The organism is Flavobacterium sp. SM15 (assembly GCF_022012335.1).
Lineage (GTDB): Bacteria > Bacteroidota > Bacteroidia > Flavobacteriales > Flavobacteriaceae > Flavobacterium.
Genome location: NZ_JAKLTO010000002.1, coordinates 514,646 through 530,992 on the forward strand (window position 1 = coordinate 514,646; position 16,347 = coordinate 530,992).

Genomic DNA, 16,347 nt, shown 5'->3' on the forward strand with positions numbered 1-16,347 from the left:
TTATCTTTTTATTTCCATTTTATGGTTTCCATGATTTTACGCATGTCGTTTTTGATGTAAGCTGCCGCCGGAAGTACTGAATCGTAATTCGGTTTAGCATAAAAATACATTGACCCTACCACAAAATGTTTCACGCTGTCTGTTACATAAAACTGAGCGTTGGTCGCTGCGTTTCCTCCTACCTGATAAAACATTCCGTATACTTTACTGGCTGGATTAAGAAAGGGCTGTTCTGCAATATCATCCGCCTTTACAACGTGCTCGTAAGTTAATTTTTGAGCATCCTGCAACAACTGATTGACATTTCCTCTTACCGGTTTGTAATTCAGGTATATGGTAGCCTTCATACTCGGATATACAATTTCCATTGAACAATCCTGTTTCATTTTCACTTTCGAGTTTTCATTCAAATCAAAAGTAAACGAACAATTTGGCGATATATTGGAAAACGAACTGTATTTAGCACTTGTATAATCCAAGCGCAACTGTCCTTTCGGTTTAGGAGTCACTTCTTTTTTACAGGCCGTCAAGGCAACTGCAGCAACGATTGCGAAAACAAAACTCTTTTTTAAAATTTTCCTCATAGTACAAACTCCTTACACTTAAATCGCTGGTAAAGATACAATGTCAAACGCAGAATGCGAAAGTTTATTTGAAAGTTCCGAAAATATTAAAACGGCAAATCTTCTTCTCCGGTAGTAGTTGGCGGCACATCGAACGAAGCCGATCTTGGCGGCTCGCCTCCCTGCGGATTGAACCCTCCCTGTTTTTGTTCAAATTCTTTCTTGGTGTTCAGAAAAGTGAATTCAGTAACCTGAATTTCAGTAGTATATTTAGTAGTACCTTCCTCGGTTTGCCATTGGCGTGATTTAATGCGGCCTTCCACATAAATCTTATCGCCTTTGGTTAAGTACTTCTCACAAATTTCAGCTGCTTTATTGCGCACAACAAGATTGTGCCATTCGGTGGACGTTATTTTTTCCCCTGTGGTTTTGTTGATGTAAACTTCGTTTGTGGCTAACGGAAACCTTCCGATGCAGTTTCCTCCTTCAAAATAGTGCATTTTCACATCGTCTCCTAAATGTCCGATCAAAATCACTTTGTTTAATGTACCGTTCATGGCTTGTACGTTTTAGTAATTCTCAAATATACTACTTTTCTGCTTATTTCAACCAATGCCGTTCCATAAAATTATGGATCACTATCGGAAAAGGATACTCTCGTATTACTCCTACTTCCTCAGCTTCTGCAAGAACCTGTTGTGTTTCCAACCCCCAAAAACGAATGTAGAGATGTTGATGGGAAAGCTTATGTTTAATTATTTCATGATGCAATGGCTTAACCACTACAGGATTATATCCAGAATACGTTTTATCGATAAGCGCCATCAATTCATCAAAAGCAACTTCAGAATTAGTTTCGATCAGCGGAAATTCGTATAAATTATGCCAAATCCCTTTTGCCGTACGCTTTTGCACTACGGAATTCCCGTTCCCATCCTTAATAATAACATAATTGAAATAACGCTGAACCACTTTGGTCTTTTTAAGTTTCACCGGAAGCTCATTTACCTTTTTGTGCTTCAGGGCAAAACAGCTTTCATTCAAAATACAGTTTCCGCACGATGGATTTTTCGGCACGCATTGCAAAGCACCAAATTCCATCATCGCCTGATTGAACTCGGAAGCTTTTCCACCGGGAAGAAGGGACGCTGCAAGTTCAAAAAACTCTTTTTTTGCCTTACCGGAAGAGATATCCGTAGGAATCCCAAAATAACGGGACAATACCCGAAAAACATTTCCATCCACCACCGGGACAGCTTCTCCAAAAGCAATGGAAGCAATTGCCGCAGCCGTATATTCCCCAACCCCTTTTAACTTTTGCAACTCCTTATAAGTAGACGGAAATTTTCCATTGAGCTCAAAAGCGATGTATTTAGCCGTTGCATGCAAATTTCGCGCTCTGGAATAATACCCCAACCCTTGCCAAAGTTTCAGCACTTTTTCTTCATCGGCAGCGGCCAAATCAAAAACAGTAGGAAAAGCTTCGGTAAAAGCAAAAAAATAAGGCATTCCTTGAGCAACTCGCGTTTGCTGAAGCATAATTTCAGAAAGCCAAATTGGGTACGGATCGCTGGTTTTTCGCCATGGTAAGTCGCGTTTATACTGTAAATACCATTGAATTAACGAGTTAGCAAAATTCATGTTAAAAAAATTGGAAAACAAAAATAAAACTTTATGTGACTAAATTTTAATCAATTAGCTTGAAAAATTGTTTTTTTAATTGCTATATTTGCACACTCAAAAAAATACACATTATTCTAAAATAAACAGAAAGAAAATGACGAAAGCAGACATCGTAGCGAAAATTTCAGAGAAATTAGGCTTAGAAAAAGGAGACGTACAGGCAACAGTTGAGTCTTTTATGGACGAAGTAAAAAGTTCTTTAGAAACTGGAGACAACGTATATTTAAGAGGTTTCGGAAGCTTCATTATCAAAACAAGAGCTGAAAAAACAGGAAGAAACATCTCTAAGAACACGACTATCAAAATTCCAGCTCACAACATCCCTGCTTTCAAACCAGCAAAAATCTTTGTTGACGGAGTAAAAACTAACACAGAAGTAAAATAATTATTTATTAATCACTAAACACTACAATTATGCCAAGTGGTAAAAAAAGAAAAAGACATAAGGTAGCTACTCACAAACGTAAAAAGAGAGCGAGAGCTAACCGCCATAAAAAGAAAAAGTAGTCTAAAGCTACTTTTTTCTTTTTAAACTAAAAAGTTCATTGAAATTTGGATTAAGAGTGCGGTCGGGAGTTTTCAGTTAGCAATTTTACTGCAATTTTTACACTCACCTCTGCAATCTAAAATCCAATCGGGTAAACTACCTGTAAAATTTGTTTAATCCATCTGTACGAGTAGAATTAAGAATTAAGGATTCAGAATTTAGAATTCTTCTAACTTCAAATTTCTAACTTCTAACTTTATAAGTATGGATAAAAATGTACCGCATGAACAAAGAATTAATCATTCGATCCAGTTCAGACGCTGTAGATTTTGCCTTATTAAAAGATGGAAAACTAATTGAATTACACAAAGAAGAAGGCGGAGACGAGAAAGCCGGATTTTCAGTAGGTGATATTTTTATCGCTAAGATCCGAAAACCTGTCCCGGGACTAAATGCTGCGTTTGTTAACGTAGGTTTCGAGAAAGATGCATTTTTGCACTATCACGATTTAGGCCCTAACCTTTCTTCGATGATGAAATTCATAAAACTTGTAAGCGCAGGTAAAATAAAAGATTTCACTCTCAAAAATTTTCCTTTTGAACCCGAAATCGACAAGGACGGAGCCATTTCCGATGTGCTCAGTGCCAATCAGTCGATTCTTGTTCAGGTTGTGAAAGAACCTATTTCCACCAAAGGCCCCCGAATAAGTTCGGAATTGTCTTTAGCGGGAAGATATGTGGTTTTAGTTCCCTTTTCCGACAGGGTTTCGGTTTCTCAGAAAATCGATTCCAAAGAAGAAAAAGACCGCCTAAAACGACTGGTTCAATCCATCAAACCTAAAGGATTTGGTGTTATTGTTCGCACAGTAGCCGAAGGCAAAAAAGTAGCCGAACTGGACAGAGACTTGCAGAATTTGATCGACAAATGGTCGGCCATGTGCAAAAGAATACCAACCGCTCATCACCCGTCAAAAGTATTGGGAGAGGTAAACAAAGCTTCTTCAATTTTACGCGACGTTTTCAACGATACCTTTACCGGTATTTATGTGGATGATGAGGATTTGTATTACCAAACCAAGGACTATTTGCAAGAGATAGCGCCTTCAAAAGTCAATATCGTCAAACATTACCAGTCGAAGGAACTTCCTCTTTTTGAGAAATATCACATTGAACGACAAATTAAAACGTCTTTTGGAAAAACGGTTTCGATGAGCAAAGGAGCTTATTTAATCATCGAGCACACCGAAGCTTTACACGTTATCGACGTAAACAGCGGTAACCGATCCAATAAAGCCACCAATCAGGAAGACACCGCTTTAGAAGTAAATTTAATTGCAGCAGCAGAAATTGCACGTCAGTTAAGACTTCGAGACATGGGCGGAATTATTGTTGTCGATTTCATCGATATGCAAAACCCAGAAAACCGTAAAACACTATACGATTTTCTGAAAGAGGAAATGAGTGACGACAAGGCAAAACACAAGATCTTGCCTCCTAGCAAATTTGGACTCATTCAAATTACTAGACAAAGAGTCAGACCGGAAGTAAACATCAAAACAAGAGAAGAGGACCCTAACGAAAACGGGGAAATCGAAGCTCCTATCTTAATTGTAGATAAAATAGCGTCTGATCTTGAACGAATTATCAAAGACCACAAAAAAGTCGTTTTAAACGCGCACCCTTTTGTGGCCGCTTACCTTACCAAAGGTTTTCCATCCTTACGTTCGAAATGGTTTTTCGAGCATAAGAAATGGGTGAAAATCATACCTCGTGACGCTTACACGTATTTGGAATATCATTTCTTCGACAAAGAAGGCAATGAAATTAAATAAAACTAAAAACCGCCCGTTGTGAAACGAGGCGGTTTTTTTTATGCTTTTACTTCATTTTTTTGGAGCTTAATCCCGCTGTCCGCTTTATCTTTTTGCTGACTTCGAGAGCCTCAGCCACCAAAAAGGATACCGCTCCCATCGGGGCTAGTTAGCGTCTTGATTTAAAGAAGTCTTTCATCAAACTGGCACATTCATTTTCCATAACACCACTTACTACCACGGTTTTCGGGTGTAATTGGGTTCCCATTTTCATGAAACCGCGCTGCTCGTCACGGGCACCAAACACGATTTTAGAAATTTGTGCCCAATACAACGCGCCCGCACACATCTGACACGGCTCTAAAGTCACGTACAGAGTGCAATCCTTTAAATATTTTCCTCCTAAAAAATTCGCCGAAGAAGTAATAGCCTGCATTTCTGCATGAGCGGTTACATCGTTGAGCATTTCGGTTAAATTATGGGTGCGGGCTATCACGCGGTCATCAATTACCACTACGGCTCCTACTGGAATTTCGCCTTTTTCAAAAGCAACCTGAGCCTCCTGCAAGGCTTTTTTCATGAAATATTCGTCGGTAAAAATGTTTTCCATAAAACAAAAATACAATTTCATATGGTTAAAATTTGTTTTTTTATAAGTACCAGATGGTATCGCCTATTAAATTATTGGTGTTTGTTTAAAACAAACAACTTGCCAGTAGCGATTTCAAGTTGTACATTTGTACTATGTCCGAAAAATTCTTGCCAAACATCCAGAATCCAAGCGATTTACGAAAACTCACTCCAGAACAATTACCCGTTCTGGCCAAAGAACTCCGCGAGTTCATCATCGATATCGTTTCCCGCAAAGAAGGACATTTGGGCGCTAGTTTGGGCGTTATCGAGCTAACCATTGCTCTGCATTACGTTTTCAACACTCCGGAAGACTTACTGGTTTGGGACGTAGGGCATCAGGCTTACGGACATAAAATATTAACGGGACGCAAAGACGTTTTCCACACCAACAGACAGCTTCACGGCATTTCCGGATTTCCAAAACGCAGTGAGAGCGAGTACGACACTTTCGGGGTTGGACATTCTTCTACCGCTATTTCTGCCGCATTAGGTATGGCTTTGGCTTCCAATTTAAAAGATGAAACCAAAAAACAACACATTGCGGTTATTGGCGATGCTTCTATTGCTTCAGGAATGGCCTTTGAAGGCTTAAACCACGCCGGAGTTACCGATGCAAATCTTCTGGTTATACTAAACGACAACGCCATCGGAATTGACCCAAGTGTCGGTGCTTTAAAAGACTACCTTACTTCGGTAAAAGAAGGAAAAAACCCAAGGAACAATAACATGATCAAGTCGCTCAATTTCGAATATTCCGGCCCAGTAGACGGACACGATTTTGAAGCACTTCTAAAAGAACTCAACCGCTTAAAACATAAGAAGGGGCCCAAATTCCTTCACATCATAACCACTAAAGGCAAAGGCATGCAATTGGCCGAAGAAGATCAGGTGAAATACCATGCTCCAGGCAAATTCAATCCGGAAACAGGAGAAATTCTGCCTAAATCGGAAGAAAACCTTCCTCCTAAATTTCAGGACGTTTTCGGTTTAACTTTAGTGGAATTGGCACACCAAAACGAAAAAATCATCGGGATTACGCCTGCCATGCCAACAGGTTCATCCATGAAATTCATGATGGATGCCATTCCTGATCGTGCCATTGATGTGGGTATCGCTGAACAACACGCAGTAACACTCGCCGCTGGAATGGCAACACAAGGGATGATTGTTTTCTGCAACATATACTCCACTTTTTTGCAACGCGCTTACGATCAGGTTATCCACGATGTTGCTTTACAAAATTTACCTGTAATTTTTTGTCTTGACCGTGCAGGCTTGGTAGGTGAAGATGGTGCTACTCATCATGGTGTTTACGATTTAGCCTATCTGAACTGCATCCCAAATCTTATAATTGCAGCTCCAAAAGACGAAATCGAATTGCGCAATCTGATGTATGCGTCCCAATTAGGTTTAGAACATCCAATTGCCATCCGATACCCAAGAGGAAGAGGTATTGGGAATGATTGGCAAAAACCGTTTCAAAAAATAGAAATCGGTAAGGCGATCGAATTTCAAAAAGGAACCGATGTCGCTGTCTTATCCACAGGTTTTATCGGAAACAATGTTACACAAGCATTAAGCGAAAGTAAAAACTCTGAGCAGTTCTCCCATTATCATTTCCCTTTTGTTAAACCACTCGATTTAAATACGCTGAACGAAATCTGCAACACCCACAAACACCTTATCACCATTGAGGATGGAACAGTCATCGGCGGCTTCGGAAGCGCGATTGCTTCCTTTGTAACCGAGAACAACTTTTCCGTTTCTGTAAAAAAACTCGGAATTCCTGACGAGTTCATAGAACAGGCAACCGTTTCCGAGCAACAACAAATTTGCGGCATCGACGTTAATAGTTTGAAAAATATTTTTTCAACTTACTGAAAATGTTGATTTTTGCACCAAATTTAACCTAACTACTTATCATGAATTCCTTAAAAACCTATCTTTTAGGTATCCTTAGCATTGTCTTTTTTCAAAAGAGTTTTGCTCAGGTAGTGCGCACTGAAACCCCCGATAGCATTAAACATTGGGAAAGCAAAAACATTGTCGGACTGGATCTTACCCAGGTTTCCTTCGTAAATTGGAACGCAGGGGGCGAAAATTCCATTTCCGGTATTTTAAAAGGTGCATTTGTTCGCAAGTACACCAAAGACCGTTTCGTTTGGCATAATGAACTTATCGCCCGTTACGGACTGAACAAACAAGACGGAAGAGAAGCCCGTAAAACCGACGACGCCATCCAAATTAACTCGACAGCGGGATACAAAACCGATTCGATTTCCAACTGGTACTATTCGGCCAAGTTCAACTTCAATACACAATTTACTAACGGTTACGCCTATCCGAATACTGAAATAGCGATTTCAAAACCTTTTGCACCAGCTTATATCTTTTTAGGGGTTGGTTCCGAGTACATAAGCCCGGATAAAAGCCTGATCATGTATTTTTCTCCTTTAACCCAAAAAACGACATTGGTTTTAGACCAAGCCCTTGCCAATCAAGGCGCCTTTGGAGTAGACAAAGCTACCTATGATACTAGCGGAGTTCTTACCAGCGAAGGAAAAAAATCAAGAACCGAGGTAGGTATTTTAGTAACCAGTCAATACAAAAAGGAAATCTTTAAAAACATTAACCTGGACAACCGCGTTAGTTTTTATACCGATTACCTGAACAACTTCGGAAACATCGATTTAAACTGGCAAATGCAATTGGACATGGTAGTCAACCAATACGTTAGAGCCAGTATCGCAACCCATTTAATTTACGACGACGACATCAAATCAAAAGAAAACATTGATGGTGTTCAAGTTACCAAAGGCCCTAAAGTTCAGCTAAAACAAATTTTAGGCGTAGGATTAAGCTATACATTTTAAAATAAAAATCTTACATTTACATTTTTAAAAACAAAACACGGTCTTTATTGAAGAAAAAAAGCAACTAAACCACAACAACAACACAACATAATGAAACCTATTATTGACCAACTTAAAGAGTGCATCAGGTCACATCCTGCCGTACTTAACAGTTCTATTGGCAAAATACGAATCTGGAAAAGAACCCAGTTTATTGTTTTGTCTGAAATCATTACCGAGGCATTGTCCAAATCGGAATTTTTCAAAGACGAAAAAACCTCTTCCATCTCCAGCATGACCTTGCAACGTCTTTTCGACGAGAGTTACATGAAAAAGGTTACTCCCGATTTGCGATTCCTTAAAACCTTAGACAAGCTAGCCATTTTCTTAGGGCATCCATCTTTGAACAGCTTTCTAGCCTTTCAAAACGGAACCAATGAAAAAACGGAAACTTCAGAAAACAATTTACCCTGTCCTTTTGAGCAACTTATTCAGGACTTTTGCCAAGAAGAGTTGAATTGCCTTCAGCAATTGCCTTCAGTCAGCTTGGGAAATATAAACGATTATATTTTTGAAGAGAGTCCGCTGTACAATAGAATTTTAGACACTCTGACCAAATTTTCCAATCGTAACATCAGTATTGCAAAATCAAAAAAACAATCCTTTTTTGAAGTTTTTGACTGCAAACTCATTAGTGTGGATGAAGACCTTATGATCTTATCCGCTAAAGAATCCTGGAATTTGGAATGGCAAAATGGCGAAGAAGAGACGTTAAATCTTTACAATAAAATCAACCGTCAGACCTATTTCATTAAACAACAGGGAAACCACTGGAAAATTTGGGACAATTATAATCCGGATTGCAGCAGCCTGATCTCTGAAGTAATGGAAGAAACAGAAAAAAAAATGGTTCTCTAAAAAAGACTCTCCAATAAAGAGTCTTTTTAGTTTACAATTAACTTTCGGTTTTGTTTAAAACCATTACCTTCAATTCTTAAAAGATAAATTCCTGATTGCAGAGCATGTACGTCAAGTGTAGTCTCAAAATTGAACTGCGCTTGAGAAACCCGGCTGATCACTCGCCCATTAACATCAAAAACACTAACCGTTACCGGCCCCAGATAGTTAAACATTCGGATTTTAATAAAATCGGATGCGGGATTAGGAAAAACCAGTACCTGATCGGTTGCTTTGAAAATATCACAATTTGAATCCGGCAAAGGAACCGTGAAATCTTCCAACTGATCGTTAATTCCCGCCACTCCTTCATTAGTTCCTGAAGACGCATTAATACCAAGTCCTCTTCGTGCAAAAACTTCCCATATCATACAAAAATCCTGGCCTCCGGTGGTTTGTTTGTCCGCTAACAAAATTGCGTTGCGTCCTTCAATAAAAGAAGGATTACAGGGCTGTAATTTCAAAGCGTCGACAATTAACTGCAATACTTTGTTATTACCACCATTCCCGTTATATATATCCGAATTAAAACCGTATTTGCCCACATAAGCCCAAGCCAAATCCCAAAGTACCGAAGCCCAAACCGTGCCCACGGCGTGTTTGTTTATCTTGGTTTCTCCATTTTCCTGAAACGTCATCCCATTGGTACGGGCAAAAGTTAGCGGATTAATACTCATATCGGTTGAATAGGGGTAAAGTCGAATTCCATTTCCATCAGGGGTTTCATTGTTTAAGAACGTGGCAATTCCTCTTTTGGACGCGCCGGAATCCCCTTGTTTCATTTGAAGCATTAAGGCAAAAAAATCAGACCAGCCTTCCCCCATTTGTTCTGAGCTTTCCAGACAATTGCTGTTGTTGGCGCCACCTGTAAGCCGCGTGGAAATACCGTGCCCGTATTCGTGGGCAATAACGCCATTGTCAAAATCGGAATCAGAATTCACAAAATCGGTCGGTTGGTTTGCAAGCGTAACATTTACGGGTCCATTCAGTAAGAACGCAATCAAGTTTTCACCAATTTCCTGAGAAACACTTATCGCCGGAATTACAATAGCGGCATTGTCTCCCGCCATAATGATTTTACCTGTTGTGTTGTTTACCACAATTACTGCTACCGCTCCTGCAATTTGAGCTGCAATTACCTTATCGGTAAAGGTACAGCCACCTCTTCGGATCAGCACAATTTTTCCGTTCAAAACAGAAGCATTAACAGCAGAAGAACACGCATCAGAAGTATCCGCAAGCCCGTCGTCAAACAAAACTAAATCTGCAGTAATTCCTGAAGGTGCATTGGGTAAAAGCACATGCCCGTTCAGAAAATTATTATCATCAGCAGCATACATCCCGCTTAGAGCTGAAGGACTGTTTACGGTAATCAACATAGGTTGCGGGGGAATGTTCCACAAAAAAAGCTGCATTCTCGGGGCAATACCATCGGGCGGTGTGGCAAAATTGGCATTATTCACATCGGAGGCATCCTGAGCATCTGCAAAAACAAAATCCTCTTGAATACCACCTTTATTATAATTGTTTTGTTGAAAATTGCCGTTGAATTCATCAAAACCATACTGATAAAACACATCGTGCATGATATTACTCATGTAAAACAAATTGGTAGTCGCAGCCGGAGTATAGGAAACTGGCGCGGTGTTCGTTCCCGTGTAGGGAAAATCAAAAAGCAAAATACTTCCTCCATCAGGGCTTTCGCCTGCTTCATTATTCCCATCCCGATCTTCTTTTGCCCAAACATTGTTGCCTCTGGTTATGGTATAATCAGCCCCCGGAACACCGTCGGTATCATGCCATCCATAAGGAGATGCGCTTAATTTTTCAGGTGAAGTTATAAGCTCACTTATTCCATGATTAGGGCTCTCAACATAATACGGAAATACTCTATAACCGGAAGATTCCGGATTTTGAAAATAGTTTGTTTTTGAAAAAAGCTGCGAGGAAAAATCAATCCTTTTTACACTATTTGAGTAACCGGTTTCAAATCGGCAATGATGCGTCCAGTCTATTCTCTCTAAGATTTGACCATTTTCGGCATCAAGATAAACATTCCAAAGATGCTTGAAATCGGGCGAATAAAAGGTAAAATTCCAAGCCAGACGCATGCTTCCATCCGTCAGTACTTTATAGACCGTCTTAGCTGTAATAGAATTAGAATCTTCCTTAGACGTTTTTAAGGTATAACAATTAGCTTTTCTTTCAACAACAGGATACTTAACTTTCTGTAAACCAAATTCTTTAAAAAGGATCTCGAGCGACTGATCCAGCTGTATTTTAGGAACAACCGACTGAATTTTTTGCATAAGTTGAGGCTGAAACCGAAGTTCTGCTTCCAAAACCTTATTCCCTTTTAGTAGAAAATTGGTCGTGGTTCCTTCAATTTCAATACCGGAAAACCGTTGCTTAATGTAGTAATTTTCAATTCCTGTTGTCTTGGAATTTGCTCTACTCTCCACAAACCAATCGCTTAGATCTTCTTTTGAAAAATTCGACGCTTTCGTTTTTTGCCCCAGAAAATCCTGAATCAAAACCTCTGGAGTTGTCTGCGAAAAAACTCCACAACAAAACATAAGCATCCAAAAAACAACATACTTTTTCATCGCTCCAGGGTTAGTACGTTAAATTTAGTCAAAATAACTTACATTCGGGCACCTTGTATGGTTTTAAAAAGCTGCAGTGCCTTTCCATCGGTTAACATCGACACAAAATGACAGATGTGCATTAGCCGCTCGTAAAGGCTCATCTTTTCGGTTACGTATTTTTCGGGCAGCAGTTTCAGAATCAATTCGTCGTAATTACTGGAAGTTCCTTCAAACTTCTTATTATAAGCGGTACAAAATTTATCCAAAAGCGTGTTAATCACCTGATAACCTACCACTTCTTTTTCAATAACTTCTTTACTCTGATAAATATTTTTAACGCTTATTTTGATAATATCGTTCATTTGCGCTTTAAACTGGCTTCTATCGGTTAAGGCCGAATGGAACTGTCCCTTAAGAATTGCTTCTTCGTTTTCCAAAAACACGTTTACAGCATCGTTAATCAAACTACCGATGGCCAAAGCACGCAAATAGCTGATGCGGTCTTCCTTAGTGGTAAGTGACTTGTATTTCTCGGAATCAATACTGTTTTTTACCAATTTGATCATGTATTCCAGCGCGAACTCTTCCTGGATAAGCCCAAGGTTGATGCCGTCTTCAAAATCGATGATCGTATAACAAATATCATCGGCAGCTTCCACTAAAAAAGCCAGCGGATGGCGTTCAAAACCGACATCATTTCCTGTTTTATTGGAAATCATACCCAATTCTTTGGCGACATCTTTGAAAAACTCTTTGTCCTGCTGAAAAAACCCGTATTTTTTATCGGCAATGTTTGAAGTAGGTTTTTTAGGCAGGCTTTCTTTCGGATATTTCATAAAAGCGCCCAAAGTAGCGTAAGTTAAGCGTAAACTTCCTTCCACTCCCGGTCTAGTGGTAGTCACTACTGAAAAACCGTTCGCATTTCCTTCAAAATCAATTAAATCTTGCCATTCTTTATCGGAAAGCTGACTTTTGTATTGCGCTCCGTTTCCGGTTTTGAAATATTCTCCGATAGCCTTTTCTCCGGAATGCCCAAACGGCGGATTTCCAATATCATGCGCCAAAGCCGCTGCAGCCACAATCGCTCCGAAATCGTTCATGTGGTAGCCGTGCACTTCTTTTAAATGCGGATATTTTTCCAGAATCTTCTTCCCTACCAAACGCCCCAGAGAACGCCCTACTACGGAAACTTCCAAACTGTGGGTTAAACGCGTATGGACGAAATCCGTTTTGGAAAGTGGGATCACCTGCGTTTTATCCTGCAAACTTCGAAATGCCGAAGAAAAGATGATCCGGTCGTAATCGACTTCAAACCCTAAACGGGTGTCGTCTTGTTCTTTGCGCAATCTTTTGCTTGTGTCGCCTTGTCGTTTTAAGGATAACAGTTGTTCCCAGTTCATCTAAAATCGTACTTTAATTATAAATTTAGCCCAGGAACTTCGCACATTAGAAAACTTTAAAACGAAATCCAAGTAAAACATAACGTTCCTGCAATCTGTAAGAATACGAAGATACTGCAAAATCGGAGACAAAACTACTGCTGAATCTCTTATGATTAAAAAGATTATGCCCACGCAGATTGACTTCACAATTAAACTTCTTTAAATTGTACATTACTTCAAAACCTAAAAAATTATAAAATTCATTTTTCTTGGTGTTAGGAATAAAAGTCTGAATAAAAGACTCCAGTATAAAATCCTTTGTTATCTTATAATTTACTTTAAATTCATTTTGAACCTCAATCAGCTTATTTCGTTGCCCATCATCAGCCTCAAAAAAATTCGAATCAACAGTCATTTTGTTGTTCAGACTAAAAGGTAATCCAAAATTTTTATAAAGGATTAATTCATTTTTAAGTGATTTATTTTTAACAGAACGCAAAGCCGAATTATCAATAAAATTATAAAAAGTTGAAAAGTTACAAACTCCATTGTACTTAAGATTAATCTTCAAAAAAGGAATCAGCTTATGTATTGAAAGGTTTAGACTAGTCACAGTATTACCCTGATCCAGCAATACTGTTTTATTATACACAAGACTTGGAGAAAGCTGCGTTGTAAAATAGTAATCTTTATCTTTTGAAGTATAACTTAATGTCGTTCTAAAAAAAAAGGTGTTATAGAAATCTGAAATGGTATAGCTCAAAGCGGATTCCGTTTTTTTTATATTATCAATTTTGCCTTCATTCAAGGAAACACTCCGATAAGAATTTAAAATTGGAGCTTGATAAACATTTTCCAACATTGGCGTATCAATATTTTGAAAAAAAACAAATTGAAGACTTTGCTTCTTAGTTAAAGCATACTTTACATCAAAGTGAAAAAGACTTTGAAAATCATCAAACTTATCTGCGGTTCTTTTAGCTCGATTATACCATAAGGTTTCTGTTAATCCGAATTTAAACTTTCCAAGCTGAAACTTTAACTGTGTTGCAAACTGATTAACAAAACTTTTAAAAGCAATATCATTCCGAAATCCATCTACCAGAAAATTTTCATATCCAAGCCAACTATCGAGTTTGTCAGTTTTGCTTTCTATAGTATTGCTAATCTTTAAATTGACTTTATTCCAATTATGATAATATTGCAGCTGACCATTAAAAAAATTTGTAGCAATCGTACTAAGTTGTCGGTCGGCCAACTCCGAATTTGTAATCTCGATACTCGGAAAAAGCAGAAAATCTTGTTCAGATTTGTTCTGTGAAACTAAGGCTGAAAAATCCAATGCTGATTTTTTGTCAAGCATTTTTGTAATTACTGCCTTTCCCCCGATGAAAAACCCGTCAGTATTTACATTGTTTTTACGAAGAATACTATTGTTCGATGCTGCATTTTCAAAACTTGATTGGCGTTTTTCAAACATCATTTTTGTAGAAATCTGCAAATCATCATCATTATAGTATTCTATTTGATTGTTAAAAGACAAGACTTCAGGTTTTTTAATTTGATGATCAATATTTTCATAAACAAAATTCTGATCTTCAAAACGATAATTGGTTACATTTTCTGTATCCTGAAAAAAACGATCTTTTAAATAATTAACACCAAACGTTAAGGCGGTTTGTTTTGATTTTTTAATTTTTAAAGAATTGTTTGTTACAAAAGTTTCATTCAACAACGAATTATCTTTACCCAAATTCTGTGGAAAATTACCCTGAACTATCAAATCTCTGGTTTTCCCATTTCTTGTCAAATCGGATTCTACAACCATCGATTCATCACTGATTCCAATTGTATTAACCCCACTAGAGCTAAAACCTTTATATTGAGAATGTAATAGCAATGCTGTAGCTGTATTATTGTATTTTGAATCCAAACCGTTCTCTAACTCTGATCGCATCGTTAAGACAGGCAATCCTTTTTTAAGTTTAAGATTAATGGCAACTTTATCGGTTTCAGAAATTTTGTGAAGCACTTTATTTGCATTGAAGTTTTCAATTGCCTCTACCGATTCTACAGCGTTAACCTCCAGATTTTTGCTCCCGATAGTGTACCGAGAATTAAAAAGGTCATCACCATCAAGCATTAAAGCTTGAATCTCTTTCCCTTTAAAAAAAATCTTTCCGGCATCTGTAACTGTAACACCCGGCAATTTCTTAAGTAAATCTTCAACGACTCGTTCCGAACCATCTTTAAAAAGTTCAGGATTGTAAACCACAGTGTCTTTTTTTTGACTGACAGCCAACTGTTTTTTCACTACAACTTCCTGCAGAACATTTACTTTTCTAACAAGTTCAAACTTAAGCACTTCGCTTGTTGTTTTTTTCAGAAATACTGAGTGAGGTTCATAGTTTAAATGCGCCACTCGGATTTCCAGACTATCCTGACTTATGTTATGAAAAACGAACTTTCCGTTTGCGTCCGTTGAAGTGTTGGCTAAAATCCTAGTCCCTTTTTTAACAAGTACCTGAGCTCCAAAAACTTTAGTGGTATCACAACTCACAATTCCTGAAATATCCTGTGAGAAAACACTATTTACAAATATAAAATGTACAAAAAAAAAGGCAATTATCTTATTAATCATCCGATAGCAATTCTAAACCTCCCCTTTTTATCGAAGCATTCCCTCCAGATTGTTCGGATGAAAACGATTCCAGTTCTGCATATTTTCTATTGTATTCTTTTTTAAAATCTTTAAAAGACGTCAGTTTTTGATTGGCAAAAGGGTTTAAATTATCCTTAATAGACGAATCCAAATGAAGTTCTATTGCTTCAGCTGAAAAGACCGCTGTAGAGTTGACAAGCATTACTTTCAAAATCAGACCTGGCAACCCATTGAACTTCCCAGGCCCTTCTGCTACCGGAATATCTTCAGCAAAATAAGCGATGTACTCTCGTCCGCGGAATCTTGTCGTTGCCTTACGGCATTTGTGTTTAAGCACGGTTAAAGTATCTTCTTCTATCTTCCAAGAAAAAATATTGAGCTGATCAGCAACCAAAAATGTTTTCGTAAAAATTCGCTCTTCCGAATACAAACTGTTTTTTAAAAAATCCTTATAAACATAGGTTGTATCATTCCCTATTTTAACGATTCTTGAAGTACTGTTATTTTTATCTGTCACAGATTCTGGAAGAGCTTTTTTTAAAAACTTCTTTTGCAATGATGTGCCATTAGAGTGATCCAACAAATAACAATGATTAAACGGCTTAGCGGACATACCAGACATATCAATTTGCACATCATATTTAATCTGAAGCCTCTGACTATTAGCAAAGAAAAAGAGCAGTCCAAATAATACTGTTAATTTTTTTTTCATATTCCCATAAATTTAAAC

At 38.2% G+C, this 16,347-nt stretch carries 13 protein-coding genes; 5 read left to right on the forward strand and 8 right to left on the reverse strand.

All coding sequences use genetic code 11. The features are described from left to right. Positions 1–8: 8 nt before the first annotated feature. The 3 genes from gldD to mutY all read right to left on the reverse strand — a co-directional run bounded on the left by gldD (position 9) and on the right by mutY (position 2,204). Positions 9–584 (reverse strand): gliding motility lipoprotein GldD, encoded by a 576-nt coding sequence (gldD, locus tag LZZ90_RS05250; RefSeq protein ID WP_237789629.1) that lies wholly within the window; start codon positions 582–584, stop codon positions 9–11. 86 nt (positions 585–670) lie between these two features. Continuing rightward, a complete protein-coding gene (locus tag LZZ90_RS05255; RefSeq protein WP_237789630.1) occupies positions 671–1,120 on the reverse strand; it encodes a single-stranded DNA-binding protein in 450 nt (149 codons plus the stop codon). Between the two features lie 43 nt (positions 1,121–1,163). Beyond that, on the reverse strand, positions 1,164–2,204 hold the full coding sequence (gene mutY / locus LZZ90_RS05260) for an A/G-specific adenine glycosylase (RefSeq protein WP_237789631.1): 1,041 nt from the start codon (positions 2,202–2,204) through the stop codon (positions 1,164–1,166). An 88-nt stretch (positions 2,205–2,292) separates the two neighbouring features. Between mutY and LZZ90_RS05265 the strand changes: the two genes are divergently transcribed. Next, the gene (locus LZZ90_RS05265; protein WP_255702321.1) at positions 2,293–2,631 is read left to right on the forward strand and encodes an HU family DNA-binding protein; all 339 of its coding nucleotides are present in this window, start codon (positions 2,293–2,295) and stop codon (positions 2,629–2,631) included. Positions 2,632–3,016: 385 nt separating this feature from the next. Beyond that, entirely contained in the window at positions 3,017–4,564 is a 1,548-nt protein-coding gene (locus LZZ90_RS05270) for a ribonuclease E/G (RefSeq protein ID WP_237789632.1), read from the forward strand. A 148-nt stretch (positions 4,565–4,712) separates the two neighbouring features. Here LZZ90_RS05270 and LZZ90_RS05275 read toward each other — a convergent pair whose 3' ends face one another. After that, the gene (locus tag LZZ90_RS05275; RefSeq protein ID WP_237789633.1) at positions 4,713–5,153 is read right to left on the reverse strand and encodes a nucleoside deaminase; all 441 of its coding nucleotides are present in this window, start codon (positions 5,151–5,153) and stop codon (positions 4,713–4,715) included. Between the two features lie 134 nt (positions 5,154–5,287). Here LZZ90_RS05275 and LZZ90_RS05280 point away from each other — a divergent pair, with 134 nt between their 5' ends. The 3 genes from LZZ90_RS05280 to LZZ90_RS05290 all read left to right on the forward strand — a co-directional run bounded on the left by LZZ90_RS05280 (position 5,288) and on the right by LZZ90_RS05290 (position 8,946). Further along, positions 5,288–7,057 (forward strand): 1-deoxy-D-xylulose-5-phosphate synthase, encoded by a 1,770-nt coding sequence (locus tag LZZ90_RS05280; protein WP_237789634.1) that lies wholly within the window; start codon positions 5,288–5,290, stop codon positions 7,055–7,057. A gap of 41 nt (positions 7,058–7,098) precedes the next feature. After that, on the forward strand, positions 7,099–8,049 hold the full coding sequence (locus LZZ90_RS05285; RefSeq protein WP_237789635.1) for a DUF3078 domain-containing protein: 951 nt from the start codon (positions 7,099–7,101) through the stop codon (positions 8,047–8,049). 90 nt (positions 8,050–8,139) lie between these two features. Beyond that, a complete protein-coding gene (locus tag LZZ90_RS05290) occupies positions 8,140–8,946 on the forward strand; it encodes a hypothetical protein (RefSeq protein WP_237789636.1) in 807 nt (268 codons plus the stop codon). Positions 8,947–8,972: 26 nt separating this feature from the next. Here the strand turns inward: LZZ90_RS05290 and LZZ90_RS05295 are convergent, their stop codons facing one another. From LZZ90_RS05295 to LZZ90_RS05310, 4 genes are read right to left on the reverse strand one after another with little or no spacing between them, the layout of a single operon-like run. After that, positions 8,973–11,591, reverse strand: coding sequence for a T9SS-dependent M36 family metallopeptidase (locus LZZ90_RS05295; protein ID WP_237789637.1), 2,619 nt, complete (start codon positions 11,589–11,591; stop codon positions 8,973–8,975). 38 nt (positions 11,592–11,629) lie between these two features. Beyond that, positions 11,630–12,973, reverse strand: coding sequence for a deoxyguanosinetriphosphate triphosphohydrolase (locus tag LZZ90_RS05300; RefSeq protein ID WP_237789638.1), 1,344 nt, complete (start codon positions 12,971–12,973; stop codon positions 11,630–11,632). 46 nt (positions 12,974–13,019) lie between these two features. After that, positions 13,020–15,596 (reverse strand): carboxypeptidase-like regulatory domain-containing protein, encoded by a 2,577-nt coding sequence (locus tag LZZ90_RS05305; RefSeq protein WP_237789639.1) that lies wholly within the window; start codon positions 15,594–15,596, stop codon positions 13,020–13,022. Beyond that, entirely contained in the window at positions 15,589–16,329 is a 741-nt protein-coding gene (locus LZZ90_RS05310; RefSeq protein WP_237789640.1) for a GLPGLI family protein, read from the reverse strand. Before LZZ90_RS05310 ends, LZZ90_RS05305 begins: the two co-directional genes overlap by 8 nt. Positions 16,330–16,347: the final 18 nt, after the last annotated feature.

Bases quoted from the DNA above. Each gene is read 5' to 3' on its own strand.
- gldD (WP_237789629.1), bottom strand. From the start codon at position 584: ATGAGGAAAATTTTAAAAAAGAGTTTTGTTTTCGCAATCGTTGCTGCA.
- LZZ90_RS05255 (WP_237789630.1), bottom strand. From the start codon at position 1,120: ATGAACGGTACATTAAACAAAGTGATTTTGATCGGACATTTAGGAGAC.
- mutY (WP_237789631.1), bottom strand. From the start codon at position 2,204: ATGAATTTTGCTAACTCGTTAATTCAATGGTATTTACAGTATAAACGC.
- LZZ90_RS05270 (WP_237789632.1), top strand. From the start codon at position 3,017: ATGAACAAAGAATTAATCATTCGATCCAGTTCAGACGCTGTAGATTTT.
- LZZ90_RS05275 (WP_237789633.1), bottom strand. From the start codon at position 5,153: ATGGAAAACATTTTTACCGACGAATATTTCATGAAAAAAGCCTTGCAG.
- LZZ90_RS05280 (WP_237789634.1), top strand. From the start codon at position 5,288: ATGTCCGAAAAATTCTTGCCAAACATCCAGAATCCAAGCGATTTACGA.
- LZZ90_RS05285 (WP_237789635.1), top strand. From the start codon at position 7,099: ATGAATTCCTTAAAAACCTATCTTTTAGGTATCCTTAGCATTGTCTTT.
- LZZ90_RS05290 (WP_237789636.1), top strand. From the start codon at position 8,140: ATGAAACCTATTATTGACCAACTTAAAGAGTGCATCAGGTCACATCCT.
- LZZ90_RS05295 (WP_237789637.1), bottom strand. From the start codon at position 11,591: ATGAAAAAGTATGTTGTTTTTTGGATGCTTATGTTTTGTTGTGGAGTT.
- LZZ90_RS05300 (WP_237789638.1), bottom strand. From the start codon at position 12,973: ATGAACTGGGAACAACTGTTATCCTTAAAACGACAAGGCGACACAAGC.
- LZZ90_RS05305 (WP_237789639.1), bottom strand. From the start codon at position 15,596: ATGATTAATAAGATAATTGCCTTTTTTTTTGTACATTTTATATTTGTA.
- LZZ90_RS05310 (WP_237789640.1), bottom strand. From the start codon at position 16,329: ATGAAAAAAAAATTAACAGTATTATTTGGACTGCTCTTTTTCTTTGCT.